General features: G+C 56.5%; 13 protein-coding genes. 9 read left to right on the top strand and 4 right to left on the bottom strand.

The genetic code is table 11. From position 1 onward, the window contains the following. The first annotated feature begins 19 nt into the window (after positions 1 to 19). The 3 genes from polB (at position 20) to rluA (ending at position 6,085) form a co-directional block, all read left to right on the top strand. Positions 20 to 2,377 carry a DNA polymerase II gene (gene polB / locus MX657_RS03970; RefSeq protein ID WP_346807385.1) on the top strand — a complete coding sequence of 786 codons (2,358 nt, stop codon included), beginning with the start codon at positions 20 to 22 and terminating at the stop codon, positions 2,375 to 2,377. Positions 2,378 to 2,506: 129 nt separating this feature from the next. After that, complete coding sequence (rapA, locus tag MX657_RS03965; protein WP_119916059.1) at positions 2,507 to 5,413, top strand: RNA polymerase-associated protein RapA; 2,907 nt, start codon at positions 2,507 to 2,509, stop codon at positions 5,411 to 5,413. 12 nt (positions 5,414 to 5,425) lie between these two features. Further along, positions 5,426 to 6,085, top strand: a complete 660-nt coding sequence (gene rluA, locus MX657_RS03960) for a bifunctional tRNA pseudouridine(32) synthase/23S rRNA pseudouridine(746) synthase RluA (RefSeq protein ID WP_346807384.1) — start codon at positions 5,426 to 5,428, stop codon at positions 6,083 to 6,085. A gap of 30 nt (positions 6,086 to 6,115) precedes the next feature. On the opposite strand, the gene djlA is transcribed toward rluA, so the two are convergent. Further along, positions 6,116 to 6,931, bottom strand: a complete 816-nt coding sequence (gene djlA, locus MX657_RS03955) for a co-chaperone DjlA (RefSeq protein ID WP_080328712.1) — start codon at positions 6,929 to 6,931, stop codon at positions 6,116 to 6,118. Positions 6,932 to 7,170: 239 nt separating this feature from the next. Between djlA and lptD the strand changes: the two genes are divergently transcribed. From lptD to apaH, 6 genes are read left to right on the top strand one after another with little or no spacing between them, the layout of a single operon-like run. After that, positions 7,171 to 9,522: an LPS assembly protein LptD gene (lptD, locus tag MX657_RS03950; RefSeq protein WP_346807382.1), complete on the top strand. Its 2,352-nt coding sequence runs from the start codon at positions 7,171 to 7,173 to the stop codon at positions 9,520 to 9,522. Between the two features lie 53 nt (positions 9,523 to 9,575). Next, on the top strand, positions 9,576 to 10,862 hold the full coding sequence (surA, locus tag MX657_RS03945; protein ID WP_080328714.1) for a peptidylprolyl isomerase SurA: 1,287 nt from the start codon (positions 9,576 to 9,578) through the stop codon (positions 10,860 to 10,862). Further along, positions 10,862 to 11,848, top strand: a complete 987-nt coding sequence (gene pdxA, locus MX657_RS03940; RefSeq protein ID WP_346807381.1) for a 4-hydroxythreonine-4-phosphate dehydrogenase PdxA — start codon at positions 10,862 to 10,864, stop codon at positions 11,846 to 11,848. The genes surA and pdxA overlap by 1 nt, the downstream gene beginning before the upstream one ends. Beyond that, entirely contained in the window at positions 11,845 to 12,666 is an 822-nt protein-coding gene (rsmA, locus tag MX657_RS03935; RefSeq protein ID WP_008502020.1) for a 16S rRNA (adenine(1518)-N(6)/adenine(1519)-N(6))-dimethyltransferase RsmA, read from the top strand. Before pdxA ends, rsmA begins: the two co-directional genes overlap by 4 nt. Before the next feature lie 3 nt (positions 12,667 to 12,669). After that, positions 12,670 to 13,047 (top strand): Co2+/Mg2+ efflux protein ApaG, encoded by a 378-nt coding sequence (gene apaG, locus MX657_RS03930; protein WP_080328716.1) that lies wholly within the window; start codon positions 12,670 to 12,672, stop codon positions 13,045 to 13,047. Between the two features lie 4 nt (positions 13,048 to 13,051). Further along, on the top strand, positions 13,052 to 13,900 hold the full coding sequence (gene apaH, locus MX657_RS03925) for a bis(5'-nucleosyl)-tetraphosphatase (symmetrical) ApaH (protein ID WP_080328717.1): 849 nt from the start codon (positions 13,052 to 13,054) through the stop codon (positions 13,898 to 13,900). Positions 13,901 to 13,971: 71 nt separating this feature from the next. Here the strand turns inward: apaH and folA are convergent, their stop codons facing one another. The 3 genes from folA to kefF form a co-directional block, all read right to left on the bottom strand. Beyond that, positions 13,972 to 14,451 carry a type 3 dihydrofolate reductase gene (folA, locus tag MX657_RS03920; protein ID WP_006173915.1) on the bottom strand — a complete coding sequence of 160 codons (480 nt, stop codon included), beginning with the start codon at positions 14,449 to 14,451 and terminating at the stop codon, positions 13,972 to 13,974. A gap of 114 nt (positions 14,452 to 14,565) precedes the next feature. Further along, positions 14,566 to 16,431, bottom strand: a complete 1,866-nt coding sequence (kefC, locus tag MX657_RS03915; RefSeq protein WP_346807378.1) for a glutathione-regulated potassium-efflux system protein KefC — start codon at positions 16,429 to 16,431, stop codon at positions 14,566 to 14,568. Continuing rightward, complete coding sequence (kefF, locus tag MX657_RS03910) at positions 16,424 to 16,954, bottom strand: glutathione-regulated potassium-efflux system oxidoreductase KefF (protein ID WP_217479497.1); 531 nt, start codon at positions 16,952 to 16,954, stop codon at positions 16,424 to 16,426. The genes kefC and kefF overlap by 8 nt, the downstream gene beginning before the upstream one ends. Positions 16,955 to 17,054: the final 100 nt, after the last annotated feature.

The raw sequence follows: 17,054 nt of genomic DNA, 5'->3' as shown, positions 1-17,054 counted from the left end.
TGTTTTATGGGATAACGGCGTGGCGCAGGCGCAAGAAGGTTTTTTACTGACCCGACACTGGCGGGATACGCCTCAGGGCACTGAGGTTGAATTCTGGCTGGCTACGGACAACGGCCCGCTGCAGGTCACGCTGCCGCCACAGGAATCCGTGGCCTTTATTCCTGAAGCCCACGTCGAAAAAGTGAAACAGCTGCTGCGCGGCGAAAACGGCTGGCGCATCACGCCGCTTGAATTGAAAGATTTCCACCGCCAGCCGGTTTACGGTCTCTACTGTCGCGCCCATCGACAGCTGATGCGCTATGAAAAACTGCTCCGCGAAGCGGGCGTGACGCTCTACGAAGCGGATATCCGCCCGCCGGAACGTTTTCTGATGGAGCGGTTCATCACCGCCCCCGTCTGGGTCGACGGCACCGCGCACAACGGCAGCCTCGTTAACGCGCGTCTGAAACCTAACCCGTACTATCGCCCGCCGCTGAAGTGGGTCTCGCTGGATATCGAAACCACCCGCCACGGTGAACTGTACTGTATTGGTCTGGAAGGCTGCGGACAGCGGGTTGTCTATATGCTCGGGCCGCCGAACGGCGATGCGTCCGCGCTCGATTTTCAGCTTGAGTACGTCAACAGCCGCCCGCAGCTGCTGGAGAAGCTTAACCAGTGGTTTGCCGAGCACGATCCGGACGTGCTGATCGGCTGGAACGTGGTGCAGTTTGACCTGCGCGTCCTGCAAAAACACGCCGAGCGGTATCGCATCCCGCTGATGCTCGGGCGCGGAAATACGGAGCTGGAGTGGCGCGAGCACGGCTTTAAGAACGGCGTGTTCTTTGCGCAGGCCAACGGCCGCCTGATTATCGACGGCATCGAGGCGCTTAAGTCCGCCTTCTGGAATTTCTCCTCTTTCTCTCTCGAAGCGGTGGCGCAGGAGCTGCTGGGTGAAGGTAAATCCATCGACAATCCGTGGGACCGCATGGACGAGATCGACCGGCGCTTTAACGAAGACAAACCGGCGCTCGCCACCTATAACCTGAAAGACTGCGAGCTGGTGACGCAGATTTTCCACAAAACCGAGATCATGCCGTTCCTGCTGGAGCGGGCGACGGTGAACGGTCTTGCGGTCGACAGGCACGGCGGATCGGTTGCTGCGTTTAGCCACCTTTATTTTCCACGGATGCACCGTGCGGGATATGTCGCTCCTAATCTCGGCGACGTACCGCCCCAGGCCAGCCCCGGCGGCTACGTGATGGACTCCCGTCCAGGACTGTATGATTCGGTTCTGGTGCTGGACTACAAAAGCCTCTACCCGTCAATTATCCGCACCTTCCTGATTGACCCGGTGGGGCTGGTTGAGGGCATGGCGCAGCCGGATGCTGAACACAGCACGGAAGGTTTTCTCGGGGCCCGCTTCTCACGGGAAAAACACTGCCTGCCTGAAATTGTGGGAAACATCTGGCACGGCCGCGACGAGGCGAAACGCCACGGTAATAAGCCGCTATCACAGGCGTTGAAAATCATCATGAACGCCTTTTACGGCGTGTTGGGCACCAGCGCCTGCCGCTTCTTTGATCCCCGTCTGGCGTCGTCCATCACCATGCGCGGGCATGAGATTATGCGCCAGACTAAAGCGCTGATTGAATCCCGTGGCTATGACGTTATTTACGGCGACACGGACTCCACTTTTGTATGGCTGAAAAGCGCACACTCGGAAGACGATGCCTCGCGAATCGGCAAAGATCTGGTGGCCTTCGTAAATGAATGGTGGCAAAAGCATTTGCAAAAAGAGCGGTTAAGCAGCGCGCTGGAGCTGGAATTTGAAACGCATTTCGCCCGCTTTTTAATGCCCACCATCCGCGGAACCGACCAGGGCAGCAAGAAGCGCTACGCCGGTTTGATTCAGGAAGCCGACACGCAGCGGATGGTCTTTAAAGGGCTGGAAACAGTGCGCACCGACTGGACCCCGCTGGCCCAGCAGTTCCAGAAGACGCTCTATCTGCGGATATTTCGCAACGAGCCCTATCAGGACTACATCCGCGAAACCATCGCCAGCCTGATGGCCGGCGAGCTGGATGACCAGCTGGTCTATCGCAAACGCCTGCGTCGCCCGCTGGCGGAGTACCAGCGCAACGTCCCGCCCCACGTGCGCGCCGCGCGTCTGGCGGACGAAGAGAACGTGCGCCGGGGACGCGCGCCGCAGTATCAGAACCGTGGCAGCATCAAATACGTCTGGACTACCAGCGGCCCGGAGCCGGTTGATTATCAGCAATCGCCGCTCGATTACGATCACTACCTGACGCGCCAGCTTCAGCCAGTCGCGGAGGGAATTTTGCCCTTCATCGACGATGATTTTGCTACACTAGTGACAGGGCAACTTGGCCTATTTTGACGCGTGACGAAATGGCTGCCATCCAGTACCATAGCGCCCTTTCCATTCCCGGACCCATTTTTCGATGACCGTCTTTTTTTGACGGGGGTCGAACTATTGCCTGCAATTAAAGATTAGAGCCGAACAACTATGCCTTTTACACTTGGTCAACGCTGGATCAGCGATACAGAAAGCGAACTTGGATTAGGAACCGTCGTTGCCGTCGATGCGCGCATGGTTACCCTCCTCTTCCCTGCCACCGGTGAAAACCGCCTGTACGCTCGCAATGACTCCCCTGTGACCCGCGTGATGTTCAATCCGGGTGACACCGTGACCAGCCACGACGGCTGGCAGCTCAAGATTGAAGACGTAAAAGAAGAAAATGGACTGCTCGCCTACATTGGTACTCGCCTTGATACGGATGAAGCCAATGTTATCCTGCGTGAAGTGCTGCTCGACAGCAAACTGGTGTTCAGCAAGCCGCAGGACCGCCTGTTTGCCGGGCAAATCGACCGTATGGATCGTTTCTCCCTGCGCTACCGCGCGCGCAAGTTCCAGAGCGAACAGTACCGCATGCCGTGGAGCGGACTGCGCGGCCAGCGCACCAGCCTGATCCCCCACCAGTTGAATATCGCTCATGACGTGGGCCGTCGCCACGCACCTCGCGTGCTGCTGGCAGATGAAGTGGGCCTGGGGAAAACCATCGAAGCGGGTATGATCCTGCACCAGCAGCTGCTTTCCGGCGCTGCCGAGCGCGTGCTGATTGTCGTGCCTGAAACCCTGCAGCACCAGTGGCTGGTTGAGATGCTGCGCCGCTTTAACCTGCGCTTCTCCCTGTTCGACGACGAGCGCTATGCCGAAGCGCAGCACGACGCGGATAACCCGTTTGAAACCGAACAGCTGGTGATCTGCTCGCTGGACTTCGTGCGCCGCAGCAAGCAGCGTCTTGAGCACCTGTGCGATGCCGAATGGGATCTGATGGTTGTCGACGAAGCGCACCACCTGGTGTGGAGTGAAGATGCCCCAAGCCGTGAATATATGGCGATTGAACAGCTTGCCGAGCGCGTACCTGGCGTCCTGCTGCTGACCGCAACGCCGGAGCAGCTCGGTCTGGAAAGTCACTTCGCCCGTCTGCGCCTGCTCGATCCAAACCGATTCCACGACTTCGCGCAGTTCGTGGAAGAGCAGAATAACTACCGCCCGGTTGCGGATGCCGTCGCGCTGCTGCTGGCGGGTAAACGTCTCTCAAACGACGAACTCAACACCCTGAGCGATCTGATTGGCGAACAGGATATCGAGCCGCTTTTGCAAGCTGCGAACAGCGACAGCGACAACGCGGAATCCGCGCGTAAAGAGCTGATCGACATGCTGATGGACCGTCACGGCACCAGCCGCGTGCTGTTCCGTAACACCCGTAACGGCGTGAAAGGGTTCCCGAAACGCGAGCTGCACACTATCAAGCTCCCGCTGCCGACGCAGTATCAGACGGCGATTAAAGTCTCCGGCATTATGGGCGCGCGCAAAACTCAGGAAGAGCGCGCGCGTGACATGCTCTACCCGGAACAGATTTATCAGGAGTTTGAAGGCGATACCGGCACATGGTGGAACTTCGACCCGCGCGTGGAGTGGCTGATGGGCTACCTGACTGCGCACCGCTCCCAGAAAGTGTTGGTGATCTGCGCCAAAGCCGCCACCGCGCTGCAGCTGGAGCAGGTTCTGCGCGAACGCGAAGGCATTCGTGCCGCCGTGTTCCACGAAGGCATGTCTATCGTCGAGCGCGACCGCGCGGCGGCGTGGTTCGGTGAAGAGGACAGCGGCGCGCAGGTGATGCTGTGTTCCGAAATCGGTTCTGAAGGGCGTAACTTCCAGTTCGCCAGCAATCTGGTGATGTTCGATCTGCCGTTCAACCCGGATCTGCTGGAGCAGCGTATCGGCCGTCTGGATCGTATTGGTCAGGCGCATGATATTCAGATCCACGTGCCGTATCTGGAAAAAACCGCCCAGTCGGTACTAGTGCGCTGGTTCCACGAAGGTCTGGATGCGTTTGAGCATACCTGCCCGACGGGTCGCACCATTTATGACCAGGTGCATGGCGATCTGATCGGTTATCTGGCCGCGCCGGAAAATACCGACGGTTTTGACGATCTGATTAAATCCTGCCGCGAGAAACATGAAGCGCTGAAGGCGCAGCTTGAACAGGGTCGCGATCGCCTGCTTGAGATCCACTCCAACGGCGGCGAAAAAGCGCAGGCGCTTGCCGAGAGCATTGAAGAACAAGATGACGACACCAGTCTGATCAGCTTCTCCATGAACCTGTTCGACATTGTCGGGATTAACCAGGACGATCGTGGCGAGAACCTGATCGTGTTAACCCCGTCAGACCACATGCTGGTGCCCGATTTCCCGGGCCTGCCGGAAGATGGCTGCACCATCACCTTCGAGCGTGATGTGGCGCTGTCCCGCGAAGATGCCCAGTTCATCACCTGGGAACACCCGCTGATCCGTAACGGGCTGGACCTGATCCTCTCCGGCGATACCGGCAGCAGCACCATCTCCCTGTTGAAAAACAAAGCGTTGCCGGTGGGTACGCTGCTGCTGGAGCTGATCTACGTTGTGGAAGCGCAGGCGCCGAAACAGCTTCAGCTCAACCGCTTCCTGCCGCCAACGCCGGTGCGTTTGCTGCTGGATAAAAACGGTACGAACCTGGCCGGACAGGTGGAGTTCGAAAGCTTCAACCGTCAGCTGAGTGCGGTGAACCGTCATACCGGCAGCAAGCTGGTGAACGCGGTGCAGCAGGACGTGCACGCGATTCTCCAGCTGGGTGAAACCCAGGCCGAGAAAGCGGCCAGAGTGCTGATCGACGCGGCGCGCAGTGAGGCCGACGAGAAATTGTCTGCGGAGCTGTCACGTCTGGAAGCGTTAAAAGCGGTCAACCCGAACATTCGCGACGACGAACTGGCAGCGATTGAAAGCAACCGCCAGCAGGTGCTGGAAAGCCTGAATCAGGCAGGCTGGCGTCTGGATGCCCTGCGTCTTATCGTTGTGACGCATCAGTAAACGGAGCGCAAGATGGTGATGGAGCCGTATAATCCGCCGCAGGATCCCTGGCTGGTCATTCTGTATCAGGACGAGCACATTATGGTGGTCAACAAGCCAAGCGGCCTGTTATCCGTGCCGGGGCGTCTGGATGAGCACAAGGACAGCGTGATGACGCGCATTCAGCGCGATTATCCGCAGGCCGAGTCCGTCCATCGCCTGGACATGGCCACCAGCGGTGTGATTGTGGTGGCGCTAAATAAAGCGGCGGAGCGCGAGCTGAAGCGTCAGTTCCGCGAGCGCGAGCCGAAAAAGCAGTATGTTGCCCGCGTCTGGGGCCACCCGGCGCAGGCGGAAGGGTTGGTGGATTTGCCGCTGATCTGCGACTGGCCGAACCGGCCAAAGCAGAAGGTGTGCTATGAAACCGGCAAGGCCGCGCAGACCGAGTATGAAGTGCTGGAGTACGCGGCGGATAACACCGCGCGCGTGCTGCTTAAACCGATTACCGGGCGTTCACACCAGCTGCGCGTGCATATGCTTGCCCTGGGTCACCCGATTCTGGGCGACCGCTTTTACGCGCCGCCGGAAGCGCTGGCGTTAGCATCACGCCTGGAGCTCCATGCGCAGACGCTCACCATCACTCATCCGGCCTTCGGGAACGCGATGACGTTTAAATCCCCGGTGGACTTCTAAAGAAAAAGCCCGACATCGTCGGGCTTTTTCTTATTTGAAACCTTTCTTCTCTTTAATAAGCTCGTACGCTTTCTGAATTTCCTGCGCTTTTTGCTTCGCCATCTCCATCATTTCCGGCGGTAAACCTTTCGCCACCAGCTTGTCAGGGTGATGCTCGCTCATCAGCTTACGGTAGGCACGTTTAATGGTGGTCTGATCGTCAGAAGGCTTCACGCCCAGCACGTTACAGGCATCTTCCAGTGTCGGACCACGCTGCGCCTGCTGCCAGGCACCACCGGACGACTGCTGGTGATAGCCGCCGCCAAACTGGGCGCCGCCCTGCATCATGCGCAGGAACTGGTCGAACTGCATACGGGAGATGCCCAGCTCTTCCGCGATAACGTACAGGACATCACGTTCATTTGGGTGAAGCGAGCCGTCGGCAAACGCCGCCTGGATTTGGATTTCCAGAAACATCCGAATTAAATCAAAACGTCCGAAGCAGATGCTGCGGAACTGGCGCATCTTTTCACGCAGCGGATAGTTGTCGGCTTTACCGATGCGAAATGCATTCTGCGCCGCCAGGCGGGATTCACCATGCAGGTTCATGCGATCCATAAAGACGCTGGCAATCTGAATATCCGCTTCGGTTACACGCCCTTTGGATTTGGTTAAGTGCCCCATGACCTCAAAGGTGGTGGAGAAAAAGAGCGACTGACGCTCGCGCTGGTTGGCAAACCAGGCCATTTTGCGGCTGCGCGCCTTATCAAACATATGGCCAATAATAAGCCCAAGCACAATTCCCCAGAACCCGGCACCCATGATGATGGCGAACACAACGCCGATTATTTTACCCCAATACTGCATATACTCCCCGGATAGTCATATTCCTGGCCGACGCAACGTCATCATCACAGTGTTCAAGCCACGGTCAATTGAAGGACATCGCCTATAATTTGCTTTATCATACTCGTCATTCGATAGCGAGCCTAACACTCTGGCACGCAAACGGGCAGGATTAACGCTGGTACTGCGCTGATGAGTAAGATAGTCTCTGAGCGTTTGTAAGCCGTAGCCACTGATGACGGAACAATAAAATACAACGTATGAAAAAACGTATCCCCACCCTCCTGGCCACAATGATTGGCACCGCCCTGTACAGTCAACAGGGGCTGGCGGCCGATCTCGCCTCGCAGTGTATGCTTGGCGTCCCAAGTTATAATCGTCCACTGGTGAAGGGCGATACAAATAGCTTGCCGGTAACCATTACTGCCGATAGCTCTAAAGGTACTTATCCTGACAATGCCACGTTTACGGGCAATGTGGATATTAACCAGGGCAATAGCCGCCTGCAGGCGGACGAAGTGCAGTTGCACCAGAAACAGCCGGATGGTGCGGCCGAGCCGGTACGAACGGTGGATGCGCTGGGTAATGTGCACTATGACGACAATCAGGTCATCCTGAAAGGTCCGAAAGGCTGGTCAAACCTGAATACCAAAGACACTAACGTCTGGGAAGGTGATTACCAGATGGTGGGTCGCCAGGGGCGCGGTAAAGCGGACCTGATGAAACAGCGCGGTGAAAACCGCTATACGATTCTGGAAAATGGTTCCTTCACCTCGTGTCTGCCGGGTTCAAATACCTGGAGCGTGGTCGGGAGCGAAGTGATTCACGACCGTGAAGAGCAGGTTGCGGAGATCTGGAACGCCCGCTTTAAGCTGGGTCCGGTGCCGGTATTCTACAGCCCTTATCTTCAGCTTCCCGTGGGTGACAAGCGTCGCTCAGGTTTCCTGATCCCTAACGCCAAATACAGCACCACGAACTACTTTGAGTTCTACCTGCCGTATTACTGGAACATCGCGCCCAACATGGACGCCACGATCACGCCGCACTATATACATAAGCGCGGCAACGTCATGTGGGAAAACGAGTTCCGCTATCTGACCCAGGCCGGTGCTGGCCTGATGGAGCTGGATTACCTGCCGTCGGATAAGGTTTTCCAGGATGAGCACCCTAAAGAAGGCGATAAACACCGCTGGTTATTCTTCTGGCAGCATGCCGGGGTGATGGATCAGGTGTGGCGCTTTAATATTGACTACACCAAAGTTAGCGACTCATCATATTTTAACGACTTCTCGTCTAAATACGGTTCGAGCACGGATGGCTATGCCACGCAGAAATTCAGCGTAGGCTATGCGGTGCAGAACTTTGATGCCACCGTCTCGACCAAGCAGTTCCAGGTATTCTCTGACCAGTCCACGCCGACCTATGGCGCAGAGCCGCAGTTGGACGTTAACTGGTATCAGAATAACGTAGGTCCCTTCGATACCCGGGTTTACGCTCAGGCGGTACATTTCGTGAACACGGATTCGGACATGCCGGAAGCCACGCGTGTTCACATTGAGCCGACGATCAATCTGCCGTGGTCTAACGACTGGGCAAGCCTGAATACCGAAGCCAAGCTGATGGCGACACACTATCAGCAAAAAAATGTTGATAACTACAACACCACGAACAATACGCATCTGGAAGAGTCAGTTAACCGAACGCTTCCGCAGTTCAAAATGGACGGCAAGCTGATCTTCGAGCGTGATATGGGCCTGCTGGCGGATGGTTATACCCAGACGCTTGAGCCACGTATGCAGTATTTGTACGTACCGTACCGCGATCAGAGCAAGATTCAGAACTACGACTCCTCTTTACTGCAGTCTGACTACAGCGGCCTGTTCCGTGACCGTACTTACGGCGGTCTGGACCGTATTGCATCCGCTAACCAGTTAACGACCGGCGTCACAACACGTGTTTATGATGATGCCGCCGTTGAACGTTTTAACGTTTCTGTTGGTCAAATCTACTATTTCACCGAGTCACGTACCGGTGATGACAACATTAACTGGGAGAAAGACAACAAAACGGGCTCGCTGGTTTGGGCGGGAGACACGTACTGGCGCATGACTGACCGTTGGGGTCTGCGTGGTGGTGTGCAATATGACACTCGCCTCGATAATATCGCCACAAGCAGTGCCGCTATTGAGTACCGTCGCGATGAAGACCGCATGGTACAGTTGACGTATCGTTATGCCAGCCCGGAATATATTCAGGCAACATTGCCTTCTTATGCTGGCAATGAACAGTATAAAGACGGCATCTCGCAGGTGGGTGGCGCAGCAAGCTGGCCTATCGCCGACCGCTGGTCAATCGTAGGCGCTTACTACTTTGACACTAACGCGAACAAGCCAGCTGACCAGATGGTGGGTCTGCAATATAACTCCTGCTGTTACGCGCTGCGCGTCGGTTACGAGCGTAAGCTTAACGGCTGGGACACTGTAAACAATCAGAGCAAATACGATAACGTGATTGGCTTTAATGTCGAACTGCGCGGCCTGAGCTCCAACTACGGCCTTGGCACACATCAGATGCTGCGTTCGAACATTCTGCCGTACAGTAGTTCTTTGTAATGTGCTTGATTTACAACGTAATCCGCTTTGCGGTTAATTGAAATGGAAAAAGTATGAAGAACTGGAAAACGCTGCTGCTTGGTGTCGCTATGGTTGCGAATACCAGCTTCGCGGCCCCCCAGGTTGTTGATAAGGTCGCCGCTGTCGTTAACAACGGCGTCGTGCTCGAAAGTGACGTTGATGGTCTGATGAAATCCGTGAAGCTCAATTCGGGCGAAGCGGGTCAGCAACTTCCGGATGACGCCACGCTGCGCCACCAGATCCTGGAACGTCTGATCATGGATCAGATTGTCCTGCAGATGGGTCAGAAAATGGGTGTGAAGGTGACTGACGAGCAGCTCGATCAGGCCATCACGAACATTGCGAAGCAGAACAACATGTCGCTGGACCAGATGCGCAGCCGTCTGGCCTATGATGGCATCAGCTACGCCACCTACCGTAATCAGATCCGTAAAGAGATGCTGATTTCAGAAGTGCGTAACAATGAAGTGCGTCGTCGCGTCACGATCCTGCCGCAGGAAGTAGACGCGCTGGCAAAACAGGTGGGTAACCAGAACGATGCGAGCACAGAGCTGAACCTGAGCCACATTCTGATCCCATTGCCAGAGAATCCAACGTCCGATCAGGCTGCGGAAGCAGAAAGCCAGGCGCGTTCTATCGTCGACCAGGCGCGTAACGGCGGCGATTTCGGCAAGCTGGCAATCACCTACTCCGCTGACCAACAGGCGCTGAAAGGCGGCCAGATGGGCTGGGGACGTATTCAGGAGCTGCCATCCATCTTTGCCCAGGCGCTGAGCACGGCGAAGAAAGGCGATATCGTAGGTCCAATCCGTTCAGGCGTAGGTTTCCACATTCTGAAAGTGAACGATCTGCGCGGTCAGAGCCAGAACATTTCAGTCACTGAAGTTCACGCCCGCCACATTCTGCTGAAACCGTCACCGATCATGACTGACGATCAGGCGCGTGCGAAGCTGGAACAGATTGCTGCGGACATTAAGAGCGGTAAAACCTCGTTTGCCAATGCAGCGAAAGAGTTCTCTCAGGATCCAGGCTCTGCGAACCAGGGCGGCGATCTGGGCTGGGCGGCTGCGGATATTTACGATCCTGCCTTCCGCGATGCGCTGATGAAGCTGAACAAAGGCCAGATCAGTGCCCCGGTTCACTCGTCGTTCGGCTGGCATCTGATCGAGCTGATGGACACCCGCAACGTGGACAAAACGGATGCGGCGCAGAAAGACAGAGCCTACCGTATGCTGTTTAACCGTAAGTTCTCTGAAGAAGCAGCAACCTGGATGCAGGAACAGCGCGCCAGTGCTTACGTGAAAGTGCTGAGCAACTAATGAAACCGCATCGTGTTGTTATCACGCCCGGCGAACCTGCCGGGATTGGGCCTGACCTCGTTGTCCAGCTTGCCCAGCGCAGCTGGCCGGTGGAACTGGTTGTCTGCGCGGATGCAACACTGTTACAAGACCGGGCCACGCTGCTCGGTCTGCCTTTAACGCTCATCCCTTACGTTGAAGGTCAACAGCCCGCACCACAGCAGGCCGGTACGCTCACGCTGCTTCCCGTTCCCCTTCGTACACTGGTCGTCCCAGGCCAGCACAGCACGGAAAACGGCCACTATGTCGTGGAAACCCTTGCCCGTGCCTGCGACGGTTGCCTGAAGGGCGAATTTGCCGCTCTGATCACCGGCCCCGTGCATAAGGGCGTCATCAACGAAGCGGGCATCCCCTTTACCGGGCATACCGAGTTCTTCGAAGAGCGCTCGCACAGCCCGAAAGTGGTGATGATGCTGGCGACGGAAGCGATGCGCGTTGCTCTCGTGACCACCCATCTACCGCTCAAGGCCATTCCTGATGCCATCACCCCGGAACTGCTGCGGGAGATCATCGGGATCCTGCATCACGACCTGCAAACAAAGTTCGGCATCAAGCAGCCGCACGTTCTGGTTTGCGGCCTGAACCCTCATGCGGGTGAAGGCGGGCACATGGGCACCGAAGAGATCGACACCATTATTCCTGTGCTTGAAGAAATGCGCGCTAAAGGAATGAATCTTAGCGGCCCGCTGCCTGCGGATACCCTTTTCCAGCCGAAATACCTGGATAATGCCGACGCCGTGCTCGCGATGTACCACGATCAGGGCCTGCCCGTGCTAAAATACCAGGGCTTTGGCCGTGGCGTGAATATCACCCTCGGTTTACCTTTTATTCGAACGTCCGTTGACCACGGTACTGCGCTGGATCTGGCAGGCCAGGGAAAGGCGGATGTCGGCAGTTTTATTACGGCGCTTAATCTCGCCATCAAAATGATTGTTAATACTCAATGACTAATCGAGTCCATCAGGGCCACTTAGCCCGTAAACGTTTCGGGCAAAACTTCCTTAACGATCAGTTCGTGATCGAAAGCATTGTCTCGGCTATTAATCCGCAAAAAGGTCAGGCGATGGTCGAAATCGGCCCGGGCCTTGCCGCGCTGACCGAGCCGGTAGGCGAACGCCTCGACGAACTGACCGTCATCGAACTGGACCGCGATCTGGCCGCACGCCTGCAAACGCACCCGTTCCTCGGGCCGAAGTTGACCATTTATCAGCAGGATGCCATGACCATGAACTTTGGCGAACTGTCAGAGAAAATGGGCCAGCCGCTGCGCGTGTTCGGTAACCTGCCGTACAATATTTCCACACCGCTGATGTTCCACCTGTTTAGCTATACTGATGCCATTGCCGACATGCACTTCATGTTGCAAAAAGAGGTTGTTAACCGTCTGGTTGCAGGCCCGAACAGTAAAGCGTATGGTCGTTTAAGCGTGATGGCACAATATTACTGCAACGTGATCCCGGTACTTGAAGTACCGCCATCAGCGTTCACGCCACCACCGAAAGTGGATTCTGCGGTTGTGCGCCTTGTGCCGCACAAAACGAAACCGTATCCGGTTAAAGATCTGCGCGTGCTGAGCCGCATTACGACAGAAGCCTTTAACCAGCGCCGTAAAACGATCCGTAACAGCCTGAGCAATTCGTTTACCGTTGAGGTGTTAGCCGAGCTGGGGATCGACCCGGCAATGCGTGCGGAGAACATTTCCGTAGAGCAGTACTGCAAGCTCGCTAATTACATCAGCGAAAATGCGCCGCCGAAGGAGAGTTAAGCCATGATTGATTCGCCCCGCGTATGTGTCCATGTACAAAGCGTCTATGTTGAATCACAGTCCTCACCGGACGAAGAGCGTTTTGTCTTTGCTTACACCGTGACCATTCGCAATCTGGGGCGGATGCCCGTGCAGCTGCGCGGGCGCTACTGGCTTATCACCAACGGCAATGGCCGTGAAATCGAAGTTCAGGGTGAAGGTGTGGTGGGTGAACAGCCCCACATCGCCCCTGGCGAAGAGTACCAGTACACCAGCGGCGCGGTGATTGAAACGCCAATGGGTACCATGCAAGGCCATTATGAAATGGTCGACGTCGATGGCAACGAATTCCGCGTTGCCATTCCTGTGTTCCGCCTCGCCGTAACCACACTCATTCATTAATCTAATGTCTACATATCTGATTGGCGACGTTCACGGTTGCTACGATGAACTGATCGCATTGTTAAAACAGGTCGACTTTACGCCAGGACAGGACACGCTCTGGCTGACGGGCGATTTAGTCGCACGCGGCCCCGGCTCGCTTGAGGTTTTACGTTTCGTCAAATCGCTGGGCGACAGCGTGCGCATGGTGCTGGGCAATCACGATCTCCACCTGCTGGCCGTATTTGCCGGGATCAGCCGTAATAAACCCAAAGATCGCCTCTCTCCGCTGCTGGATGCGCCGGACGCGGACGAACTGATTAACTGGCTGCGTCGTCAGCCTTTACTGCAGGTCGATGAGGAGAAAAAGCTGGTCATGGCCCATGCCGGGATCACCCCGCAATGGGATCTTGAGACGGCTAAAACCTGCGCGCGTGACGTTGAGGCGGTGCTGGCGAGCGACTCCTACCCTTTCTTCCTTGATGCCATGTACGGCGATATGCCAAACCACTGGAGCGAGGATCTCAGCGGTCTGGCCCGCCTGCGCTTTATCACCAACGCTTTCACCCGCATGCGTTTCTGCTTCCCGAACGGGCAGCTGGACATGTATTCCAAAGAGACACCGGAAAGTGCCCCCGCCCCGCTCAAACCATGGTTTGCCATTCCAGGGCCGGTGACAAGCGAGTACAGCGTCGTATTTGGTCACTGGGCTGCACTGGAAGGCAAAGGCACACCGGAAGGGATCTACGGTCTTGATACCGGATGCTGCTGGGGCGGAGAGTTAACCTGCTTACGCTGGGAAGATAAAGCTTACTTTGTTCAGCCGTCCAACCGACAGCTGGACTTAGGGGGAAGTGAGGCTGTCGCCTCCTGACTGTTCAAAAGACCGCACCGAACAGTCCCCTCTCCCCTTTGGGGAGAGGGTTAGGGTGAGGGGTATATCACCTAACGACGTTCCAGAATCTCGAAGCAATAGCTGTGGGAGTTCTGCGCATCCGCATCATGGAATTCGCTGAATACGGACTCCCACTCGTCCGGATCGTAATCCGGGAAATGGGTGTCCCCTTCCACTTCCGCATCAATATGGGTCAGATACAGCTTCTGCGCTTTTGGCAGGAACTGCTCGTACACACGCCCACCGCCAATCACCATGATCTCTTCGGCGTCACCGCAGGCGGCAATCGCTTCATCAACGGACTTCACCCATTCGACGCGATCGTCAGTGCCCGGCTGGCTACTGATAACGATATTCTTACGGCCCGGTAATGGACGACCAATCGACTCCCAGGTCAGGCGGCCCATCACTACCGGCTTGTTTAACGTAGTACGTTTAAACCATGCGAGATCGGCAGGCAGGTTCCACGGCATGGCATTTTCCATACCGATAACGCGGTCCACCGCCAGCGCTGCAATCAGACTGATCATTGAAAATTTCCCGGATGCAAAAAATTGCCGCCACTATACGGAAAGCTTAATCTTTCGTCGACTGGCGGCAGGGTAAAGATACAGAAATTTTTTATTATTGCTGGCAACTCCACTTCACGCGGAAGGTTTACTCTCGGGCTCGTCAGCCGGATCGCCGGTATGCTTGCCCTCTTCCGTGCCCTGCCAGCCATGACGCTGGATCAGCGACAGGTGATTACGATCCTCGTTAATGATTTCTGTGAGCATCGCGCTGGTGCGTTTAAACACCGCCGCACGCTCCGTGGCCGTACTGCCGGCCATCGCCGCCATCTCTTCCACCATCCCGGTGTTAAATCGGCGGAACAGATCCGCACGTTCACGCGCTTCATATGCCCCGAGCCCAAGGTTTTCCAGCGCCATACGGCCAGACTTCAGCGCACCTTCGAACGTTTCACGCTCCGGTGCCTCTACGCCCGCCTGACGCAGCCGGATGTAATGATCCACATCACGCGCGCGGGAGATAATGGTCAGCCCCGGGAAATGTTCTTTGACCAGTTCCACCATCTGCATGCTGGTTTCCGGATCGTCAATGGCGTTAATCAACACCTCAGCTTTTGCCGCCCCGGCGGACTCCAGCAGATCGACGCGGGTCGCGTCGCCATAAAACACCTTCATATCAAATTTACGCAGGGTGTCGACATGATCGGGGTCGTGATCGAGGATGACCATTTTCACCCCGCTCGACAGCAATAAACGACCCACGATCTGCCCGTAGCGGCCAAATCCGGCGATGATGACGCGCGGCTGCTCCTCGTCGATCTCGTCGGCTTCGCGCTCCTGCTCGCTACCTGATTTTTCCAGACGCGTCAGCACCACCAGCAGCACAGGCGTCGCGGCCATCGACAGCGCAACAGCAAGCGTCAGCGCTTTCGCCCACTCGGGATCGAGCACGTTTGCCATCTGCGCGGCACCAAACACCACAAAAGCAAATTCGCTCCCCTGCCCCAGCAGTACGGCAAACCAGCGACGCTGTTTGTTTGGCACCTTCAATGGACGTGCAATCAGCCACAGCATCATCATTTTAATGACCAGGAAACCGACGAGCAGGATGACGATCCGCAGCGGATGCGTGACCAGCGTGCCGAAGTCGACGGACATCCCCACGCCGATGAAAAAGAGCCCCAGCAGCAGTCCTTTGAACGGTTCGATATCGCTTTCCAGCGCGTGACGGTATTCAGAGCTCGCCAGCAGAACGCCTGCGAGGAATGCCCCCATCGCCATCGACAGCCCGGCTTCCTCCAGCAGCAAACCAAAGCCAAACACCAGGAACAGCGCCACGGCGCTGAACACTTCGCGCAGGCCAGAACGGGCAACAAACCGCAGCAGCGGACGGGTTACGTAACGACCAAGCAGCACCACCAGGGCCAGCGCACCCACCACCTTCAGTGCCGACAGCGCGAAAGCGCCCAGCGTGGTAGACGAGCCGCTTGCGGCCAGCAGCGGGATCATCGCCACCAGCGGAATAGCGGCAATATCCTGGAACAGCAGTACCGAGAACGCGCTGCGTCCCATCTGCGAGACCGTCAGGTTACGCTCGTTCATCGCCTGCATGGCAATCGCCGTCGAGGAGAGCGCCAGCGTCATACCAATCAGCTCCGCGACCTTCCACTCCATGCCCAGCAGAATGCAGAACCCACCCAGCAGGAGGCCGCAGGCCACCATCTGCAGCGATCCTCCGCCGAATACCGAGGCGCGAAGCTTCCACAGCCTCTGCGGATCCAGCTCCAGGCCAATCACAAACAGCATCAGCACGACGCCAATCTCAGCGAAATGGAGGATCGCCTCCGCATCCGTCACCAGACGAAAGCCCCACGGCCCGATGACGCAGCCTGCAATCAGGTAGCCAAGAACCGAGCCCAGCCCCAGGCGTACCGCCACCGGCACAATCAGGGCCGCTGCGCCGAGATATATCAGCGCCTGTATCAGCGTATGGCTATCCATGGTGCGTCTCCTGCCACTCAAGTAAGCGTTGTTTGTAGTGGCGAGCCTGGGCCTGCAGCGTTTCATCATCGCAAACAAACGTGCAGTGCATCGCAAAAGGCGGGAGCCAGGTCAGTCCACAGTAAAGTGCCGTCGCCTGCAGCGGCTGCGCCAGCACATCAAACCCCGGGAAAGCGCCAATATCAAAGTGGCTTTCGCCTCCTCCGGTGGTCACCGCCCACATCAGGCTTTTGCCTTTTAGCGCATGGCCGTTGTGGCCGTACGCCCAGCCGTGGGAGAAGACTTTATCAATCCACAGTTTCAGGAGCGGGGGCGTGCTGTACCACTGCATGGGGTGCTGCCAGATGATCAGATCGGCGCGGGAGAGCGCCTCCTGTTCGGCGGCGATATCGATATTAAAATCGGGATAGAGTTCATAGAGGGAACGTATCTCTACGTTATCAAGCGTCCTTACCTGCTCAAGCATCCGCTTATTCGCATGCGAGTGCTGCGGATAAGGGTGCGCATAAATTATCAGAATCATTGATTAGCCTGTTGTTACTGCTTTCTTTTAACAAAAGAGTGTAGTCAGTAATTCAACAGGCTAATAGTGAATATTATTGACGGGCTTACGTCAGAATTCT

Origin of the sequence: Enterobacter chuandaensis (genome assembly GCF_039718975.1) — a bacterium.
In the GTDB taxonomy this organism is placed as follows: domain Bacteria; phylum Pseudomonadota; class Gammaproteobacteria; order Enterobacterales; family Enterobacteriaceae; genus Enterobacter; species Enterobacter chuandaensis.
This window is presented reverse-complemented; position numbering and strand designations above follow the sequence as displayed.